The following is an 18,454-nucleotide window of genomic DNA, read 5'->3' on the forward strand; positions in this document are numbered from 1 at the left end:
CGCTACTGCCGGCGACAACACCTTGAGAGCAGTCCAGTTATTCAGACGATGTACCGCTACCTGCGGGTGCCAGCGGCCGCAACTTCTGGCTGAACTCCAGCACTACCACCAGCAGGGCCGGCAGCATGCTCAGGGTCACCAGCGCGGCGCCCAGGATACCGAACATCACGATCGCGCCTACCCCGCGGTACAGCTCGGTACCCGCTCCCGGGATCATCACCAGCGGCGCCAGGCCACACAGGGTGGTAATGGTAGACATGGCGATGGGACGCAACCTCGCCTCCACGGCTTCCTGCACCGCGTCCAGCGGTTGCATGGCCTGCTCTTTCACATTCCGCACGGCACGGTCAACGATGAGAATAGGATTGTTGACCACTGTTCCCATCAGGATCAGGAAGCCGAGCATGGAAATCATGTCGAAAGGCTGCACAATGGCCGCCATCCCCAGGGCGGGCAACAGTGCACCCACGCCATTCAACAGGGCGAGGCCGACAATCCCCCCCGCTATGCCCAGCGGAATGGAAGTCATGATCAGCAGGGGATAACCCCAGTGGGTGAAAATGGCCACCATCAGCAGGTAGATAATGAACAGCGCCACGGCGAAGTTACCCATCAGCGATTCCCGGGTGGCGTCGAGCTGGTCCGCCGCGCCCGAGATATCTATGCTGACCCCGGCCGGAATCTCGCCGCGCTCGCGCAGGTCTGCCACCAGGTTCTCCCGCACCATGGCCACGCCCACTTCCAGCGGCACACTGCGCGGGGGAATGACATTGAGCGTCACTGTGCGCCGGCCGTTGACCCGGCGCAGCGAATTGGTATCCACGGTTTCCTCGATCCTGGCCAGGGCCCCCAGCGGCAGGACACCACCCGACGGCGTGTAGACCGGCAACTGGGCAAGATTATCGAGCTCCGCCCGCTGGCCAACATCGGAGTAGAGATAGATGTCGACCTTGTCGTCCTCCATGAAAAATTCATCGACATAGCTGCCGTCGGTAAGCGCGGCCACCGTGAAGCCCAGGTCGTCCGCCGTCAGCCCCAGCTCTGCCGCCCGCTCCCAGTTGGGTCGGATCTCAATCATGGGCTGGGCCAGGGTGAGGGACGAGGGCTGGCTCTGGATGCGCGGATTGTCGAACACCTCCTCCGCCCGCCGGTAGGCCGCCAGCGCAACGCGATAGATATCCTCCAGCCGGGGACCACCGATGTCGAGGTTGATACTACGGGTACCGCCGTCATTGCTGGTAATAATGGAGCCGCGAGCGGCGAAAGCACGCATGCCGGGATACTGCTCAAAGATCCCGGTGAGCGCATCCATCAACGGCTCAATATCGGCGCTGTCGATCGGTTCCGAGATAACGCGCAGGCCGCTGGCCTGCACCCGCAGGTTGACGTAGGCGATGGCCGGCACCGGGGCATCACCGCGCTGGAAGTCAGCAGGATCCGCGTCCACATAGGGCAGCAGGACGGCCTCGATCTCCGCGCCAATCTCCTGCATTGCCGGAAGGTTGTAGCCGGGCGGCGCGTTCATGACAGCGAACACCTTGGGCTCCTCTCCTTCCGGCAGGTACTCCGCGGGCGGAGTCAGCCAGATGATGATTCCCAGGCTGAGCAACAGGGTAACGCCAATGCAGGTGTAGCGCCGTGCGGGCGTCGACAACAGAGCACTCACCAGCGCCAGGGTACGCCGACGCAGGCGTTCACCGGTGGCGCTGCCCTCCCCGGCTCCGCGGGATCGCACACTCAACCGCGCCGCTGCCGTGGGCAGTACGGTGATGGCCACCAGCATCGAGGCGAGAATGGCTGCCGAGATCGCCATGGCAACATCAGAGTACAGCTGGCCTGCCTCCTCGCGCACAAACAACACCGGGATGAACACCAGCACCGTAGTCATGGTGGAAGCAAATACGGCTGGCCAGACCTGGCGGACACCGTTGATGGCGGCCTTCACCCGGTCCAACCCTCGCCGACGCTCCAGTTCGATGCTCTCCAGCACCACGATGCTGTTGTCGAGGGTCATGCCGATGGCAAAGGCGATCCCCGCCAGGGAGATCACATTCACCGTCCGTCCGGCCAGCAACAGGCCAAAGAACGCCACGATGATACAGACGGGAATCCCCATCACCCCCAGCAGCGTGGTACGAAACGAGCGCAGGAACAGGTACATCACCAGGGTGGCGAGCAGCGCCCCCAGGATCAGGTTCTGCCAGACATTGGCCACTGAATCCTCGACGTAGCGTACGTCGTCGGAGATGTGCGTCATCTGCAGCCCGACCGGTTCCAGCACCTCGCGATTGAGCGGCTCCAGATCGGCCATGATAGCCCGCTTGATGTCGATTACGTTGGAACCGGACTCCCTGCGCAGGGAGACCATGATGCTGTCCTGGCCGTTGAACGAGGAGGTCGAGCGCTTTTCGAAGTGATCGAGGCGGATACGCGCAACATCCGACAGGCGAATCACCGAATCGCCACGACGGGCCAGCACCAGGTTGTTCAGCGCCGTGACCGAGTCAAAGCGACCCACCGTGCGCAGCAGGTATTGGCGTTTGCCGGATTCAATCTCACCCCCCGAGCGATCACGGTTGCGGGCGCGTATGGCCGAGCGGACGTCGGCAAGGGACAGGCCCCGCTGCGCCAGGCGCGCCGGGTCGATAAGAATCTGTACCTGGCGTTCTGCGCCGCCCCAGATACTGACTTCCGAAACGCCCTGCACCCGCGACAGCCGCGGACGCACGTTATCCTCGAGATAGTCCCGGCTGAGATCCATGTCCAGCTGTCGCGGATTGCCCGGTAACGGCGTCACCGAAAAAAACATGAAATTGTTGGCGGAGAACGAATTGGCGTAGATACGCGGCTCGTCCACCGCCTCCGGATAGGAGGGAACCTGGCTGAGGGCATTGTTCACCCGGATCAGCATTTCGGTGATATCGGTACCGAAGGGAAATTCGAGTTCAATTTCGGCGGAACCGCTCTGGGCCGAGGCCACGATGCGCGACAGGTTGGGCAGGTTGCGCAGGTACTCTTCCTGCTCGATGAGAATTTCTTTCTCCACATCCTGGGGCGTGGCGCCGGGCCAGTTGGTGCGTACGCTGATCACCCGCACGTCGAGGTCAGGAATCATCTGCACGGGGATACGGGTGGCAGCGACAATTCCCAGCACGCAAACAATCAGTACCGTCACCGTTACCAGGGTGCCGCGGGCGACAATCTTCTCGAACATGAGCTACCGACCTCCCGGTGACGTCGATCCCTGTCGCACAACGACCGACTGGCCCATCTGCAGTGCCTCGTTGCCTTGCGTTACCACTTGCTCACCACCAGACAACCCACTGCGTATCTCAACCATACCGTCAAACTGGAGACCGGTCTGGACCAGGTTCTCCCTGGCGATGGCACCATCGCCGCCGCGGGTGACCGTCCACACCACGGTGCGGCCATCGGGGTAGCGCAGGGTGGCATCGCGCGGCACCACCAGGCCCTCGCGTCCGGTGGGCAGCTGCAGCACGGCACTCACCGACATACCGGGCAGCAATAATGGATTGCGCTCTACGGGCAGTACCCGTAGCAGGAAGGTGCGCGCGCCGGGATCCGTCACCGGCACCACGTTTTCCACTTCACCAATAAATCGTTGCCCGGGGCTCGCGGTGGGGGAGTAATAGACCTTGCCCCCATCACGGATCGCCGCCAGGTAATCCTCAGCGACGGGAAAGTCCATGCGGATGCTGTCGGTGGCCACCAGGTCAAATACCGCCTGCCCCGGTGTGACCCACTCGCCCAGTTCCGTCAGCTTGGCGCTGACCACACCGGCAAAGGGCGCTTTCAGGGTATGCCGGGCCAATACGGCGCGCTGGTAGGCGGCGTCCGCCAGGGCCTGCTCCCGGGCGGCCAGATCCTGCTGTACCTCGGACTCCAGGTCGCGAACCACGGTCTCGGCAATGCTGCGCTGGGGAATGAGCTCCTGGGCCTCCTTGAGACGGCGCCGGGCATCAGCCAGGGCATTGTCCGCCTGCCGCGCTCGCGCTTCAGCGCTATCCAGTTGCAGCCTGGCCAGTTCGGGATCGAGCTCCAGCAGGACGTCGCCCGCCTCCACCTGCACCCCGGCGTCCACCTGCAACGCCTTCACCAGGCCACTGGTCGCAGTAGACAGGCGGGCACTGCGCTGTGCCATGACCGTCCCGGTCAGGGGCACCTGCTGCAAAATCGGCATCTCCCGCACCGCGGTTACCGTCACCGGCACGCCGGACTGGGCCCGCGCCCCCGCGGCGAACAGCGCGGGAATAACGATCATGGACAGGCAAAAACTCTGGATACAGAAAAGGCGTCGCACGAAGTAGGTCAATCCCTGGCTAAATGAAAATAACTATCAGATACGCAGAATATAGGACAGTCGATGACCGCGCCATGCAGTGCAACTGGCATTTCATGGATGACCTCCCTACCATCGGAGTCATGGAGAAAAGCGAGCGGCATCGATGAACCCTTCACTGTCACCGCTGGACTGGCTGGTGATCGGCGTTTACCTGGTGTTCCTGGTGCTGTTCGCCCTGTGGCTGGCCCGGCGCCAGCGCGATCGCAGTGACTACTATGTGGGCGGCCGGCAGATAGGTGCCTGGCCGGTGGCCATTTCGGTCATGGCGACACAGTGCTCCACCAACAGTATCCTCGGCGCCCCCGCCTTCGTGGCCTTCGCCGCCGGTGGCGGGCTGGTGTGGCTGCAATATGAACTGGCCGTCCCGCTGGCCATGGTGGTGCTGATCCTTGCGGTGATGCCGCTGTTCCGGCAGTTGAACCTGGTTTCGGTGTACGCCTACCTGGAGGGTCGCTTCGACCTGCGCACCCGGCTGCTGCTGTCGGCCCTGTTCCAGTTTGTGCGTGCCTTCGCCACCGCGGTAACCGTGTTCAGCATCGCGATTGTCATCGACCTCATTCTCGGCATCGGGTTTTTCTGGTCGGTGGTGCTGCTGGGCGTGTTCACCGTCGTGTACGACGTGCTCGGTGGCATCCGTGGGGTGATTTACAGCGACGTTATCCAGATGCTGATCCTGGTGGCGGTGCTGGTGCTGTTACTGTTCCTGCTCGCAGCGGAGTATGGCGGCATCAGTGGCCTGCTGGACGCAGTGGAACCCGCCCGCCGCCAGGCCCTGGATTTCAGTCACCACGGCCTTGGCGACGGCGAGACCTTCGCCTTCTGGCCAATGCTGTTTGGCGGCCTGTTCCTCTACCTCGCGTATTACGGCTGCGACCAGAGCCAGGTCCAGCGCCTGCTCAGTACCCGCGATATCGACACCACCAACCGGGCGCTACTGATCAACGGGATTCTGCGCTTTCCACTGGTGGCGCTGTACTGCTTGGTCGGTATCGGCATCGCCGTCTACGCCAGCCAGCACGCGGGCTTTGTACCCAGCCTGCCGCTGCACGAGGGAGAGCCGCAGTACAACCTGGCGGTGCCGCGCTACATGATCGACACCCTGCCTCCGGGTTTGGTGGGCCTGGGCCTGGTAGCCCTGTTCGCAGCGGCCATGTCATCGCTGGACTCTGTGCTCAACTCACTGAGTGCCACCACCATGGAGGACTTTGTCCTGCGCTTTGCCCGCACCCCGCCGGGCGCGGCCCGGGAACTGCTCATTTCCCGGCTGATTACCGTGGCCTGGGGCGTACTGACCCTGGTCATGTCCTTCTACGTGGGCGACATCGCCCCCACAGTGCTGGAGGCCATCAATAAAATTGGCTCCCTGGCCAACGGCCCCATCCTCGCGGTGTTCGCGCTGGGTATCCTCACCACCCGGGCCAGCGGCCGCGGCGCCTGTATCGGGCTGGTGCTGGGCATTGGCGGCAATGCCGGCCTGTGGCTCTACGCGCCCGGGGTGTCCTGGCTGTGGTGGAACGTCATTGGTTTCGGGGTGAGCTTTGCGTTCGGCCTGCTCTTCAGTGAGAGCACCTCGAAAGCACCCGAAGCATTGCCACAGCCACATCCGCTCAAGGTCCTGGCGCAGGCCTCGAACCTCAACTGGCGCTGGCGCAGCATTGTACTGCTGCTGTGGTTTGTGGCGCTGTTCGGCCTCCTTGCCCTGGCCTGAAAACCCTACAACAGTTGCTGCACCTGCTCGGCAAGACAATCCCGCATCCAGCGGTTGGCGGGATCGTTATCAGCGTTGTTGTGCCAGAACAGATTCCATTCCAGCGGCGCCACGGCAAAGGGAACGGGCCGCGAAACGAGGTCCAGCAGGGGCAGCAGCACGCCGGGCATGGTCCACAACAGGTCGGTCTGCTGGGCGATCCGCGCTGCCACCAGGTAGTTCTGCACCCGCATGGCAACCCGGCGGCGCAATCCCAGGCTGTGCAGGGCGATATCCACCTGCCCTCTTCCCCGCCGACGGCTGGATACGTGCAGATGCTCTGCCGCGAGATAGGCCTTTTCGGTCAGTTTTCGCCGCGCCAGCGGGTGGCCTCGCCGCATCGCCACCACGTAGGGCAGTCGGGCCAGTGGTAGCTGCTGCAACTCCCGGGCGTTGAATACCGGCGCATCGAGCAGCAGGTCAGAGCGCCCGGCTTTCAGTTCCTCAGCCGCCGTCGCCCTGTCCACGTAGTAACTGGCCACCGCTACGCCCGGTGCCGTTTCCGCCAGCCTGGCCTGCAGTGACGGCAACAACAGGGATTCCGCCAGATCGTTCATACCCAGGCGAAAGGTTTTTTCAGAAATAGCGGGATCGAACCTTGCCGTCACTCCCACGCTGCGGCGCAACAGGGACAGGGCCTCGCGCACGTCAGCGACAATGCTGTCGGCCACGGGAGTGGGTTGCATGCCGTCCGGGGTGCGAATAAAAAGGGGATCATCAAAGGACTGCCGGAGACGCCCCAATGCGTTACTGACGGCGGGCTGGGTCAGGTTGAGTTGCTGGGCTACCCGGGTCACATTGCGCTCCTGATAGAGGGCATCAAACAGCACGAAAAGATTGAGGTCGACCTGATCAAGGCGCACAACGGCATTTCCCGTGGGCTAGACAATTCATATTTTTAATATTAACCCATAATCATAATAAATTATCTTAATACACTGATTTGCCGCTAAGCTGTATCCCCATGTATCCACCGCGAGAATCGAGCATGTTTGAGTTCAGCGAGCAGTCCCGGCAGTACCAGGCCCAACTGGCCGACTTCATGACCACCCACATCTACCCCAACGAGGAGAACTACCACCAGCAGCTGGCGGCCGCACCCTCCCGTTTTTCCGCCCTGCCGCTGATGGACGAGCTCAAGGCCAAGGCCCGTGAGGCCGGTCTGTGGAACCTGTTCATCCCCCCGTCACTGGCGGAGTTCGCCGACCACGACGGCCTGTCCAACTTCGACTACGCTCCGCTGGCGGAGCAGATGGGCCGGGTGCTGTGGAGTCCGGAGGTGTTCAACTGCAACGCCCCGGATACCGGCAACATGGAAGTGTTCATGAAGTACGGCAATGCCGAGCAGCAGGAACAGTGGTTGAAGCCCCTGCTGGCCGGTGAAATACGCTCTTCCTACGCCATGACCGAACCCCAGGTGGCCTCATCCGACGCCACCAATATCGAACTGCGCATCGAGCGCGACGGCGACGACTACGTGCTGAACGGCCGTAAGTGGTTTATCACCGGCGCCATGTACGAGCGCTGCAAGATTTTCATCGTGATGGGCAAGTCCGACCCGGATAACGCCAGCCGCCACCTGCAGCAAAGCCAGATCCTGGTACCCAAGGGTACCGAGGGGCTGGAAATCGTGCGTCCGCTGACCACCCTGGGTTATGACGACGCCCCCATCGGCCATGCGGAACTGCGCTTCAACAACGTGCGCGTGCCGAAGGAGAACCTGCTCCTGGGTGAGGGCCGCGGCTTCGAAATCGCCCAGGGCCGCCTCGGCCCGGGCCGCATCCACCACTGCATGCGCCTGATTGGCGCCGCCCAGCGTTCCCTGGAACTGGCCTGCGAGCGGGTCACTTCGCGCACCACCTTCGGCCGCGAGTTGAGCACCCACCAGTCCGTTCGGGAAGATATCGCCAAGAGCTTCGCGGAAATCGAAATGGCACGCCTGCTGGTGCTGAAAACCTGCAAGCGCATGGACGAGGTAGGCGCCAAAGGGGCCATGGACCTGATTGCCGCCAGCAAGATCAGCGTGCCGATCATGATCCAGACGGTTATCGATCGCTGTATGCAGATGCACGGCGCCGGCGGCCTCACCGAGGATTACTGCATGGCCGAAGCCTTCAACTACGCGCGCTGGTGCCGCCAGGCGGACGGCCCCGACCAGGTCCACCAGATGGCGCTGGGCAAGCAGATCATCAAGGCCTACACCAGCTGAACAGCGTAAAAGGGAGGTTGCGACCTGTGAACCCGATCAAGCAATTCTCCCCGCCGGGCGGCTCGGGAAAGTGGAAGAGTTAACCGGGCCGGTGCTACTGCTGGCCAGCGACGCGGGTTCGTTCGTGAACGGCAGCGTACTGCTGGTGGATGGGGCGCACTCCGCGCAACTGGTGTAGCGCGCCCCGCGTGGGCCCTAATTCCGCTGGTAGCTGCCCACCAGCCGGTTGATGCCCAGGACGTGGGGCTCTACCTTCGCGAGGAAGTCCCACAATTCAAGTCCCTCCGGCAGGTTCAGCTCCGCGTCCAGGGCCACGATCCAGAAGTAATAGAGGTGGGTGCCGTGGCCGGGAGGGGGCATCGGGCCGCCGTATCCGGTGCTGCCGAAATCATTGACCCCCGAGGTGTACTCGCTGCAGTCCTCCGGCAGCTCGGTCACCGAGGCAGGCAGATTGTAAAGCACCCAGTGCACGAAACCGTACACGCCACGGGGCTTGATCAGGGGGGCATCCGGGTCGTGGCAGAACACCGCGAAGGATTTTGTGCCGCCTGGAATGTTATTCCAGCTCAGTGCCGGCGATACGTCCGGGCCCTCGCCGGTGTACTTGCCTGGGATGGCGCCGCCGGGTTCAAAAGCGCTGCTGGTGATCTGGATGTCGGAAAGAGCGAAGCCCATGGGAATACCTCTGCTGGCTGTTGGAATCGGTAGCCAAAAGACTAGCAGAGGAAAGCGCCTCCCGACCACGCCGGGAGGCGGATTTGCTACGACTCGGCGGTCGCGCTGGCTATCGGTGTGCGGTCACCTTGCTCGATCTCACTCCAGTCCGGCCGGCTCAGGCCCTCGGCATAGCGATACAGCAGCCATACCAGGCCACAGAGCAGGAACATGGCGCCGAACAGGATGGAGCCACTCCACAGTTCGATCACAATCCCCCCCGCGAGCGGGGCCAGCGACCAGCCCAGCGAGTAAAACGAGGAAGCACCGAAGTAGCTGCCCCGAAGGTGATCTGGCGCCATCTGGTCGATCTGCACGCTCATTGTCGGAAACAGGATCGCTTCCGCAACGCTCACCACGAAAGTGGCACCGAGCCAGCCCAGGATGAAGTCGACCGGATTGAGGGCAACCCACAACTGTCCTGCCGCCAGGATCACCAGCCCGATGATGATGCGCTGGTTGGCGGGCATCCCGGACATCAGCGACAGCAGCGGAAACTGCAGCGTGATCACCGTCAATGCATTCACCAGGATCAGGCTGGAGATCAGCGCCACCAGGTTCGGGGCCTCAACCCGCGTCAGGTACTGCACCAGGCTGGAGTCCATCTGTGCATAGATGAACAGGGCCAGCACATTGGCGAGAATGACCACCATGAACTTGTGGTCCTGGCGCAGCACCTGCAGCGTTCCGCGAAAGGAGGCGTTGCTGTCGCGCCGCTGCCGCGCCACTCTTCCGCTGGCGGTGTGAGCGAAGGCCCAGATGATTGCCAGGTTGAGCAGCAGGTAGCTGAACGCGGTCAGGCCAAAGGTGGACTGCTGGGCACTCAGCCCCGCCCAGACACCGACAATCGGCCCCATGGCCGCACCGGCATTGACCAGAAAATAGCGCAACTGGAGCGCCAGCTCCCGCGCCCGCCGCTCCTTCAGCAGGTCGCCTATCAATGCGCTTGAAGGTGGTTCCCAGATCGCTCTACCGACGGAGCACAGGCTCATGGCGGCGACAAAGGCCGGCAGGCTCTCCGCCACCGCCAGTACCGCGAAGGCCAGCGCGTTGATGCCGGTACCCGCGAGCATGATGCTGCGCCGGCCGTGCCGGTCCGACAGCGCCCCGACATAAAAGCCCAACACCGCTGCACCGACCGCCGAGGCACTGAGGATCAGGCCGATCTGGGCCGCGCCCAGGGCGAATTTCTCGTAGAGCAGGATCGCCAGGAACGGCCACACCATGAAATAGGTACCGCGCCCGAAGAAGCTGCCAACCAGGATTATCCACACCAGTGGCGGGAACTCCCGTAATTGCCGCCACGCTTGCCATTTCATCGTTGTATCCTCCCTGTCGAATGGCGTTTGTTGTTTTTCCGGGGCCCCATAACGCAAAAACCCGGAAGGTTTGCCTTCCGGGTTTTCTGGTGTGAAAAGAGGGAAGGCGTAACACCTTCCTTCGCTTTGAGCTTGGGTCAGGTGTTCATGGGCGCTTTAATGCCGACCGGGCGCATCGTCTGTTTACGCACCGCGGTGGTACCGTCCACGCTCACAGTGAACGCGCAACAGCACAGGCCGGCCGACAGCGAATGCTGCCAGCGACAATAGCTCTGTGTGTGTTGAATGCGGTTCATGGAACGACCTGAAAATATTCTTTGTCCAGAATGAACAGAATAACCCGAAACCAGAATCTGGCAATTGAAAGCTGAGCCAACTATTCCCGTTTCAGGATTTTTTTCATTGCACGGGCTGAATGACGGCCGACGTAGTACCATCCGCACACATTCACCGCCCGCACTCCGGGCCCGGAGAAAACGCAATGCACAGCACAGAGACTTACCCCATCGGCACCCCCGGCCAACCCTGGGGCGAGGCGGAAAAAAAAGCCTGGCTTGACCAGCAAGTGGTCCAGCGTTCCTTTGCCGAGGAGGTCCTCACCCGTCTGCAGGACCTGCCGGCTGGTTTCACGATCGAACAATACGGCGCCCTGCCCATCGATCCAGAGCGCTACCCGCTGTTTGCCGTACGCAGCGAAGAATGGGACCCGACGAAGCCCAACGCGCTGGTGACAGGCGGGGTACACGGCTATGAAACCAGTGGTGTGCAGGGCGCACTGCGATTCCTCTCCACAGAGGCCAGCCGTTACACGGACCGGCTGAACCTGCTGGTGTTGCCGGCCATCAGCCCCTGGGGTTACGAAACCATCAACCGCTGGAACCCGGAAGCGGTGGACCCCAACCGCTCCTTCCGCGCCGACAGTCCGTCAGCGGAAGCCGCAGCGGTCATACAGTTGCTGGAGCAAATGGCCTGCGAGTTCCTGGTACACATCGACCTGCACGAGACAACGGACACGGACAACAGTGAGTTCCGGCCGGCCCTGTCGGCGCGGGACGGGATCGACCAGGGTATCTGGGACATTCCCGATGGTTTCTACCTGGTCGGCGAATCGGCCTGCCCCGCCCCGGCGTTCCAGAAGGCGGTGATCGACACGGTGGGACAGGTAACCCACATCGCCCCTGCGGATGCCGGTGGCCGACTGATCGGCGAACCGCTGGAGCAGCACGGCGTGATCAACTATGCCGCCCGGGAGCTCGGCCTGTGCATGGGCCTGACCGACGCGCCCTATCGCACTACCACCGAAGTCTATCCCGACAGTCCGCTGGTGGACGCGGAGAACTGCATTCTGGCGCAGGTGGCGGCGGTGACCGGGGCGCTGGATTTTGCGCTGAAGGAATCTGGCAACTGAGCCGAGAGGGACATAAGAAACACTGAGCCTGATCGCGTGGGTACATTACAGTCAGACACTCCGTAGGCCGGGCGTGATCTGTGCGCACGCCTCCCCGGACACGCTAGAACACTGCCATCCATGGCTCGCTCGACAGCGGCCGTCCATGGCCGCTGACGGTCCGGGGAGGCGCACCCACAGCTCACACCCTCCTGCAGCGCGGGAATCTGGCTCACAAAGTACAGAGTCGGGAGCCAGAGTGTACCTCCGGCGGAGCGCGCGCAGTGGCCGTAGCCCTTCCGGGACCTTCAGCGGCATGGATGGCACGGTCCGGCGCCCCGGCTGAGGAGCCCCCATGGACGGGTTCACGGCGTGTCCCGGAAGGGCTGCGGGTACTGCGCGCGCGGCTATTGCACTCCCGAGGCAGGATAGAAGGACCGTTCTCGTAACCCTGAAAAAAGCCCCCGACCAGATCTCTCCAGTCGGGGGCCCTCTTTACTCACCGAGCAGCTCACGCCACTCAGCTATCACTGCAGATGCTTACGCCAGATTGGCGTTCACGTAGTCCCAGTTGACCAACGCCCAGAAGGCGTCCATGTACTTGGGGCGTGCGTTGCGGTAGTCGATGTAATAGGCGTGCTCCCATACATCCACCGTCAGCAGCGGCTTGGCGTCGCCGGTGAGCGGGGTTTCAGCATTGCTGGTGTTAACGATGGCCACAGAGCCGTCGCTGTTTTCTACCAGCCAGGTCCAGCCGGAACCGAAATTGCCGATGGCGCTGGCAGTGAACTCTTCCTTGAACTTCTCGAAAGAGCCAAAAGCAGCGGTGATCTTCTCTGCCACCGCACCGGTCGCTTCGCCGCCGCCGTTGGGGCTCAGGCAGTTCCAGTAGAACGTGTGATTCCAGACCTGGGCCGCGTTGTTGAACACGCCGCCGCTGGACTTCTTGACGATGGTTTCCAGGTCAGCGTCCTGCAGATCAGTGCCCTCGATCAGGGGGCCCAGCTTGTCGACATAGGTGGCGTGGTGCTTGCCGTAGTGAAACTCCAGAGTCTCCTGGGAGATGTGGGGCTCCAGAGCATTCATTGCGTAGGGCAGTTCGGGAAGGGTGATGGCCATGGAAAAGTAACTCCTGTGTTGTCGTTGGCAGACCCGGAAAGGGTGCGGTCAGCGGGGGCGTACTATAACGGAAAGTAGATGACGATTGGGACACATTGGGTGCCCGGGAACGCATCAGTACGCCCAATTTTTCGCGCGATCACGCAGATTGCACCAGGTCGGTGCACTCTGGCGAGTCAGAACGCCTGACTAATGGCGCAAGCACACAGGATGCCAACCCCGGCCCGGGGGTTCAAATCTCCCCCTCCAGGACCGGGTGGCCAGAGCCGGAATCAGAAGCCCAGCAAGGTCTCATCCAGGCCGGCGGCGAGCTCACCGGCCGCAATCAGGGCCGTTGCCGCAGCGATGTCCGGCGCAAAGTAGCGGTCCTTGTCGTAGAAAGGCACCGCCCCGCGCAGCAGGGCATGGGCACCCTCCAGCGGCTCGCTGGCCGTCAGGGGCCGACGGAAGTCCAGGCCCTGGGCCGCGGCCAGCCATTCCACCGCCAGGATACCGGCCACGTTCTCGAAGATATCCGCCAGGCGGCGGCCGGCGAAGGTCGCCATGGACACGTGGTCTTCCTGGTTGGCTGAGGTCGGCAGGGAGTCGATGGACGCCGGATGGGCCAGAGTCTTGTTCTCGCTGGCGAGGGCAGCGGAGGTTACCTGGGCGATCATGAAACCGGAGTTCACGCCGCCGTTTTCCACCAGGAAGGGCGGCAGCCCGCTGAGGGAGGAGTCGATGAGCAGGGCCATGCGGCGCTCGGACAGGGAGCCGATCTCGGCCAGGGCTATGGCCAGCATGTCGGCGGCCATGGCCACCGGTTCGGCGTGGAAGTTGCCGCCGGAGAGGATGTCACCGCTGTCACTGAATACCAGCGGGTTATCGGAAACACCATTGGCCTCGTCCAGCAGGGTCTGCGCGGCGAAGCGGATCTGCTGCAGGCAGGCACCCATGACCTGGGGCTGGCAGCGCAGGGAATACGGGTCCTGCACTTTTTCGCAGTCCTCGTGGGAGCGGCCAATCTCGCTGTCGTCGAGCAGCAGGGCCCGGTAGCAGGCCGCCATGTCCTGCTGGGTGCGGTGCCCGCGAATGGCGTGAATGCGCTCGTCAAAGGGCGTGCGGGAACCCTGGGCCGCCTCCACTGCCATGGCGCCGATCACCGTGGCACTCTTCAGCGCCGTTTCCGCGGCAAACAGGCCCTGCAGGGCGAAGGCGGTACTGGCCTGAGTGCCGTTGAGCAGGGCCAGGCCTTCTTTGGGGGCCAGCTGTACCGGATCCAGGCCGGCGATTTCCAGGGCCCGGGGCGCGCTGATTCGTTCGCCGCGATACAACGCCTCGCCTTCACCCAGCAGCACAGCGCTCATATGAGCCAGTGGCGCCAGGTCACCAGAGGCGCCTACCGAGCCCTTGCGGGGCACGGCGGGATAGACTTCGGCATTCACCAGGGTAATCAGTTTCTCGATCACCTCACGGCGGATGCCGGAGAAACCCCGGGCCAGGCTGTTGATCTTGAGCACCATCATCAGGCGCACGGTGCTCTCGTCCATGAAACTGCCGATACCGGCGGCGTGGGACAGTACGATGCTGCGCTGCAGTTCTTCCAGTTCATCCGGCTGGATGCGGGTATTGGCCAGCAGGCCGAAACCGGTGTTGATGCCGTAGACCACCCGGCCCTCTTCCAGCACCCGCGCCACAGTTGCCGCCGCCGCGTCGATGGCGGTGTGGCAGGTGCTGTCCAGGCTCAGGATCACGGGAGAGCGATTGACCCGGCGCAGCTGCTCCAGGGTCAGTTCACCGGGGTGGATGGTGAGGGCGTACGCGCTCATGCCTCAGCTCCTTTCCCGGTCATCATAGGGAGGTCCAGATGGTTGCGACGGGCGCAGTCCAGGGCGATGTCGTAGCCGGCATCGGCGTGGCGCATGACACCGGTAGCCGGATCGTTATGCAGGACTCGCCCGACACGTTTGGCGGCGGCCTCGCTGCCGTCACACACGATCACCACGCCGGAGTGCTGGCTGAAGCCCATGCCCACGCCGCCGCCGTGGTGCAGGCTCACCCAGGTAGCCCCCCCGGCCGTGTTGAGCAGGGCGTTGAGCAGGGGCCAGTCGGACACCGCGTCGGAGCCATCCTGCATGGCCTCGGTCTCGCGGTTGGGTGAGGCCACTGAGCCGGAGTCGAGGTGGTCGCGGCCGATGACCACCGGCGCTTTCAGTTCGCCGTTGCGCACCATCTCGTTGAAAGCCAGCCCCAGGCGGGCACGGTCTTCCAGCCCCACCCAGCAGATCCGGGCCGGCAGTCCCTGGAAGTGAATGCGCTCACGGGCCATGTCCAGCCAGTTGTGCAGCTGGGGGTTGTCGGGAATCAGCTCCTTCACCTTGGCGTCAGTGCGGTAGATATCCTCGGGGTCGCCGCTCAGGGCCACCCAGCGGAAGGGACCGATGCCCTCGCAGAACAGCGGACGAATGTAGGCGGGCACAAAACCCGGGAAATCGAAGGCGTTGGTAACGCCCTCCTCCAGTGCCATCTGGCGGATGTTGTTTCCGTAGTCCAGGGTGGCAGCGCCGGCGGCCTGCAGGTCCAGCATGGCCTGCACCTGCACGGCCATGGATTGTTTGGCCGCCTTCACCACAGCGGCGGGGTCCAGCTCGCGCTGCTCAGCGGCCTGCGCCATGCTCCAGCCCATAGGCAGGTAACCGTTCAGGGGGTCGTGGGCGCTGGTCTGGTCGGTGACCACGTCGGGGGTGATACCGCGCTCCACCAGCGCCGGGAAGACCTCGGCGGCGTTGCCCAGCAGGCCAACAGAAATGGCCTCGCCGTCGGCTTTCGCGGCCTCGATCATGGCCAGGGCCTCATCGAGGTCGGTGGCTTTTTTGTCCACGTACCCAGTGCGCAGGCGGAAGTCGATGCGGCTCTCGTCCACTTCCACGGCCAGCATGCAGAAGCCGGCCATGGTCGCCGCCAGTGGCTGGGCACCACCCATGCCGCCGAGGCCGCCGGTGAGGATCCAGCGCCCCCTGGCCTGGCCGTCAAAGTGCTGGCGGGCCACTGCGGCAAAAGTCTCGTAAGTACCCTGCACAATGCCCTGGGAGCCGATGTAGATCCACGAACCGGCGGTCATCTGGCCGTACATCATCAGGCCCTTGCGGTCGAGTTCGTTGAAGTGTTCCCAGTTGGCCCAGTGGGGCACCAGGTTGGAGTTGGCCAGCAGGACCCGGGGCGCGTCGGCGTGGGTGGGGAATACACCCACCGGCTTGCCGCTCTGGATCAACAGGGTCTCGTCGTCGCCGAGACGCTTGAGTACCTCGACGATACGGTCGTAGCAGTCCCAGTCCCGGGCCGCCCGGCCAATGCCCCCATACACCACCAGGCTGGCGGGGTGCTCAGCCACGTCCGGGTCGAGGTTGTTCATCAGCATCCGCAGGGGAGCTTCGGTCAGCCAGCTACGGGCCTGAAGGGTTGTGCCGGTGGGCGCCTTGATCACGCGGTGGGGGTCGTTACGGTTCATGGTTGTCCTCAAACTTGTCTTCAAGCGTCAATGTGTGATCCCAGGCGATAGCGGTCGCCGGGGTGCAGCAATTCGGCCAGGGAGACCACTCCCCGGTGGGAAAAGGTACGCCGGGTCACTTTCAGGCAGGGCTGCCCCGGCGACATATCGAGGGCGGCAGCGACCTCGGCCTCCGGTAATACGGCCTCGACGGTCTGGTCGGCCTCTGCGAGGGGGGCAACCTCCGACAGATAGGCGCTGGGCGTGACCCCGGTAAAGTCCTGCTGCAGGTAGAGCGGAGCCAGTTGCGCGGCCACGTGCCGGCTCTCCCACTGCAACGGGCAGTCATTCTCGAAGTGCACCAGCACGCTGTGGAACAGCGGCTCCCCCGCGGCCAGCCCCATCTGTGCCGCCAGGGCCGGGGGGGCGGTAAGCTCCGACAGTCCCAGCACCCGGCAGCTGTGCCGGTGGCCACGTTGGCGGATCTCCTCGGCAATGTTGCGAATCTGGGTCACCGAACTCACCGGCCGCAGGTCGGCCACGAAGCTGCCCAGTCCCTGGGTCCGCTGCAACAGGCCCTCGTCAGCCAGTTCCAGCAGCGCCCGACGCGCGGTCATGCGGCTGACCGCAAATTCCGCCACCAGCTGGTTTTCCGAGGGCACCCGATCACCGGGGTTCAACTCGCCCCGCTCAATGCGCTCGCGCAGGGCGGTCTTGATACGCGCGTACTGGGGAATCGACATGGGCGATTGCGTCTGTTGCCTGATTGGCCTGTGAGTTTAACTTGTCTATGGTTGTATATACAAACTAAAATAACGCGGTAAATGACACCCGGAGGAACCGATGACCCAACAGTGCGACTGGCTGATCACCAACCTGCGCCTGGCCACCCTGCTGCCGGACGGTGAGCCCTACGGCACCATCACCGCCGGCGCCATGGCCCTGGCAGGGGATCGCATCCTTTACGCCGGCACGGAGGCGGACCTGCCGGACCTTGCTCCGCGTCACCACCTCGACGGCCGGGGACGCTGGGCCACCCCGGGGCTGGTGGACTGCCACACCCACCTGGTCTTTGGCGGCAGCCGGGCAGCGGAATTCGAACAGCGCCTGCTCGGCGCCAGCTACGAAGACATCGCCCGTGCCGGCGGCGGCATCCTCAGTACCGTGCACGCCACCCGGGAGGCCAGCGAAGCGGACCTGCTGGCTAGCGCCCGCACACGCCTGGCACGGTTGGTGGAGGAAGGCGTGACCACCATCGAGATCAAATCGGGTTATGGGCTGACCCTGGCAGACGAGCTGAAGATGTTGCGCGTGGCGCGTAAGCTGGGAGAAACAATGCCCGTCTCCGTGCGTACTACCTTCCTCGGCGCCCACGCCCTGGCCCCGGAGTTCAGCGAACGCGGCGCCGACACCTACATCGATACCCTGTGCAGCGAGTGGTTGCCCGAGGTAGCCCGCCAGGGGCTGGCCGACGCCGTCGACGTGTTTTGTGAAGGGGTGGGCTTTACGCCGCAGCAGTGCGAACGGGTGTTCCAGCGAGCCGTCGAACTGGACCTGCCGATCAAAGCCCACGTCGAACAGCTCAGCGACCTGAAGGGTGCACGCCTCGCGGCCCGGTACGGCGCCCTATCGGTGGACCACCTGGAGTACCTGGCGCCGGAGGATGTACCCGCGCTGGCCGAGAGCGGCACCGTCGCGGTCATACTGCCGGGCGCCTTTTACTTCCTGCGGGAACAGCAACTGCCTCCCTTTGCCGCCCTGCGGGAAGCCGGCATTCCCATGGCGGTGGCAACCGATCTCAACCCCGGCACCTCGCCCATGGCCTCCCTGCTGGGAGCCATGAACCAGGCCTGCGTCCTGTTCCGGCTCAGCCCCGAGGAAGCGCTGCAAGGCGCCACCGTGCACGCGGCGCGGGCACTGGGTCTCTCCGATCGCGGCCAGTTGCTGGCAGGGCAACGCGCCGACATCCTGCTATGGGATATCGATACCCCCGCCGCACTGAGCTATGCGGTGAATTACCACCGGCCAGAAGAACGATTTGTCGCAGGAACGTACCATGGCACGGGCGACACACGCCCCTGACTTTCTGTGACGGACCACCCGAAAGCATGCCGAATGGGATATTCAGAA

Annotated in this window: 13 protein-coding genes; 4 read left to right on the plus strand and 9 right to left on the minus strand. The window is 63.6% G+C overall.

Annotated features, from left to right (window positions below):
• Positions 1-37: 37 nt before the first annotated feature.
• Entirely contained in the window at positions 38-3,214 is a 3,177-nt protein-coding gene (locus FV139_RS00695) for an efflux RND transporter permease subunit (protein WP_148066325.1), read from the minus strand.
• A 3-nt stretch (positions 3,215-3,217) separates the two neighbouring features.
• Positions 3,218-4,321 (minus strand): efflux RND transporter periplasmic adaptor subunit, encoded by a 1,104-nt coding sequence (locus FV139_RS00700; RefSeq protein WP_148066326.1) that lies wholly within the window; start codon positions 4,319-4,321, stop codon positions 3,218-3,220.
• A gap of 145 nt (positions 4,322-4,466) precedes the next feature.
• Here FV139_RS00700 and FV139_RS00705 point away from each other — a divergent pair, with 145 nt between their 5' ends.
• Positions 4,467-6,071: a sodium:solute symporter gene (locus FV139_RS00705; protein WP_148066327.1), complete on the plus strand. Its 1,605-nt coding sequence runs from the start codon at positions 4,467-4,469 to the stop codon at positions 6,069-6,071.
• A 5-nt stretch (positions 6,072-6,076) separates the two neighbouring features.
• Here FV139_RS00705 and FV139_RS00710 read toward each other — a convergent pair whose 3' ends face one another.
• On the minus strand, positions 6,077-6,973 hold the full coding sequence (locus FV139_RS00710) for a LysR family transcriptional regulator (RefSeq protein WP_148066328.1): 897 nt from the start codon (positions 6,971-6,973) through the stop codon (positions 6,077-6,079).
• A gap of 125 nt (positions 6,974-7,098) precedes the next feature.
• Between FV139_RS00710 and FV139_RS00715 the strand changes: the two genes are divergently transcribed.
• The gene (locus FV139_RS00715; protein ID WP_148066329.1) at positions 7,099-8,319 is read left to right on the plus strand and encodes an acyl-CoA dehydrogenase family protein; all 1,221 of its coding nucleotides are present in this window, start codon (positions 7,099-7,101) and stop codon (positions 8,317-8,319) included.
• A gap of 195 nt (positions 8,320-8,514) precedes the next feature.
• Here the strand turns inward: FV139_RS00715 and FV139_RS00720 are convergent, their stop codons facing one another.
• Both FV139_RS00720 and FV139_RS00725 read right to left on the minus strand, forming a co-directional pair.
• The gene (locus tag FV139_RS00720) at positions 8,515-8,994 is read right to left on the minus strand and encodes a YbhB/YbcL family Raf kinase inhibitor-like protein (protein ID WP_148066330.1); all 480 of its coding nucleotides are present in this window, start codon (positions 8,992-8,994) and stop codon (positions 8,515-8,517) included.
• 86 nt (positions 8,995-9,080) lie between these two features.
• Positions 9,081-10,352, minus strand: coding sequence for an MDR family MFS transporter (locus FV139_RS00725; RefSeq protein ID WP_148066331.1), 1,272 nt, complete (start codon positions 10,350-10,352; stop codon positions 9,081-9,083).
• A gap of 481 nt (positions 10,353-10,833) precedes the next feature.
• On the opposite strand from FV139_RS00725, the gene FV139_RS00730 reads away from it, so the two are divergent.
• Positions 10,834-11,760: a M14 family metallopeptidase gene (locus FV139_RS00730; protein WP_148066332.1), complete on the plus strand. Its 927-nt coding sequence runs from the start codon at positions 10,834-10,836 to the stop codon at positions 11,758-11,760.
• 519 nt (positions 11,761-12,279) lie between these two features.
• On the opposite strand, the gene FV139_RS00735 is transcribed toward FV139_RS00730, so the two are convergent.
• The 4 genes from FV139_RS00735 to hutC all read right to left on the minus strand — a co-directional run bounded on the left by FV139_RS00735 (position 12,280) and on the right by hutC (position 17,067).
• Entirely contained in the window at positions 12,280-12,858 is a 579-nt protein-coding gene (locus tag FV139_RS00735; RefSeq protein WP_148066333.1) for a superoxide dismutase, read from the minus strand.
• Between the two features lie 272 nt (positions 12,859-13,130).
• A complete protein-coding gene (hutH, locus tag FV139_RS00740) occupies positions 13,131-14,666 on the minus strand; it encodes a histidine ammonia-lyase (protein ID WP_148066334.1) in 1,536 nt (511 codons plus the stop codon).
• Positions 14,663-16,345, minus strand: a complete 1,683-nt coding sequence (gene hutU, locus FV139_RS00745; RefSeq protein WP_148066335.1) for a urocanate hydratase — start codon at positions 16,343-16,345, stop codon at positions 14,663-14,665. Before hutU ends, hutH begins: the two co-directional genes overlap by 4 nt.
• A 20-nt stretch (positions 16,346-16,365) precedes the next feature.
• Positions 16,366-17,067: a histidine utilization repressor gene (hutC, locus tag FV139_RS00750; protein WP_148066336.1), complete on the minus strand. Its 702-nt coding sequence runs from the start codon at positions 17,065-17,067 to the stop codon at positions 16,366-16,368.
• A 100-nt stretch (positions 17,068-17,167) separates the two neighbouring features.
• On the opposite strand from hutC, the gene hutI reads away from it, so the two are divergent.
• Positions 17,168-18,406, plus strand: coding sequence for an imidazolonepropionase (gene hutI / locus FV139_RS00755; protein ID WP_148066337.1), 1,239 nt, complete (start codon positions 17,168-17,170; stop codon positions 18,404-18,406).
• Positions 18,407-18,454 lie beyond the last annotated feature (48 nt).

Origin of the sequence: Parahaliea maris (genome assembly GCF_008064665.1) — a bacterium.
Taxonomy (GTDB): domain Bacteria; phylum Pseudomonadota; class Gammaproteobacteria; order Pseudomonadales; family Halieaceae; genus Parahaliea; species Parahaliea maris.

What these genes read in the sequence shown, in the direction of transcription:
- FV139_RS00695 (WP_148066325.1), bottom strand. Translation starts at nt 3,214, where the DNA reads ATGTTCGAGAAGATTGTCGCCCGCGGCACCCTGGTAACGGTGACGGTA.
- FV139_RS00705 (WP_148066327.1), top strand. Translation starts at nt 4,467, where the DNA reads ATGAACCCTTCACTGTCACCGCTGGACTGGCTGGTGATCGGCGTTTAC.
- FV139_RS00715 (WP_148066329.1), top strand. Translation starts at nt 7,099, where the DNA reads ATGTTTGAGTTCAGCGAGCAGTCCCGGCAGTACCAGGCCCAACTGGCC.
- FV139_RS00720 (WP_148066330.1), bottom strand. Translation starts at nt 8,994, where the DNA reads ATGGGCTTCGCTCTTTCCGACATCCAGATCACCAGCAGCGCTTTTGAA.
- FV139_RS00725 (WP_148066331.1), bottom strand. Translation starts at nt 10,352, where the DNA reads ATGAAATGGCAAGCGTGGCGGCAATTACGGGAGTTCCCGCCACTGGTG.
- FV139_RS00730 (WP_148066332.1), top strand. Translation starts at nt 10,834, where the DNA reads ATGCACAGCACAGAGACTTACCCCATCGGCACCCCCGGCCAACCCTGG.
- FV139_RS00735 (WP_148066333.1), bottom strand. Translation starts at nt 12,858, where the DNA reads ATGGCCATCACCCTTCCCGAACTGCCCTACGCAATGAATGCTCTGGAG.
- hutH (WP_148066334.1), bottom strand. Translation starts at nt 14,666, where the DNA reads ATGAGCGCGTACGCCCTCACCATCCACCCCGGTGAACTGACCCTGGAG.
- hutU (WP_148066335.1), bottom strand. Translation starts at nt 16,345, where the DNA reads ATGAACCGTAACGACCCCCACCGCGTGATCAAGGCGCCCACCGGCACA.
- hutC (WP_148066336.1), bottom strand. Translation starts at nt 17,067, where the DNA reads ATGTCGATTCCCCAGTACGCGCGTATCAAGACCGCCCTGCGCGAGCGC.
- hutI (WP_148066337.1), top strand. Translation starts at nt 17,168, where the DNA reads ATGACCCAACAGTGCGACTGGCTGATCACCAACCTGCGCCTGGCCACC.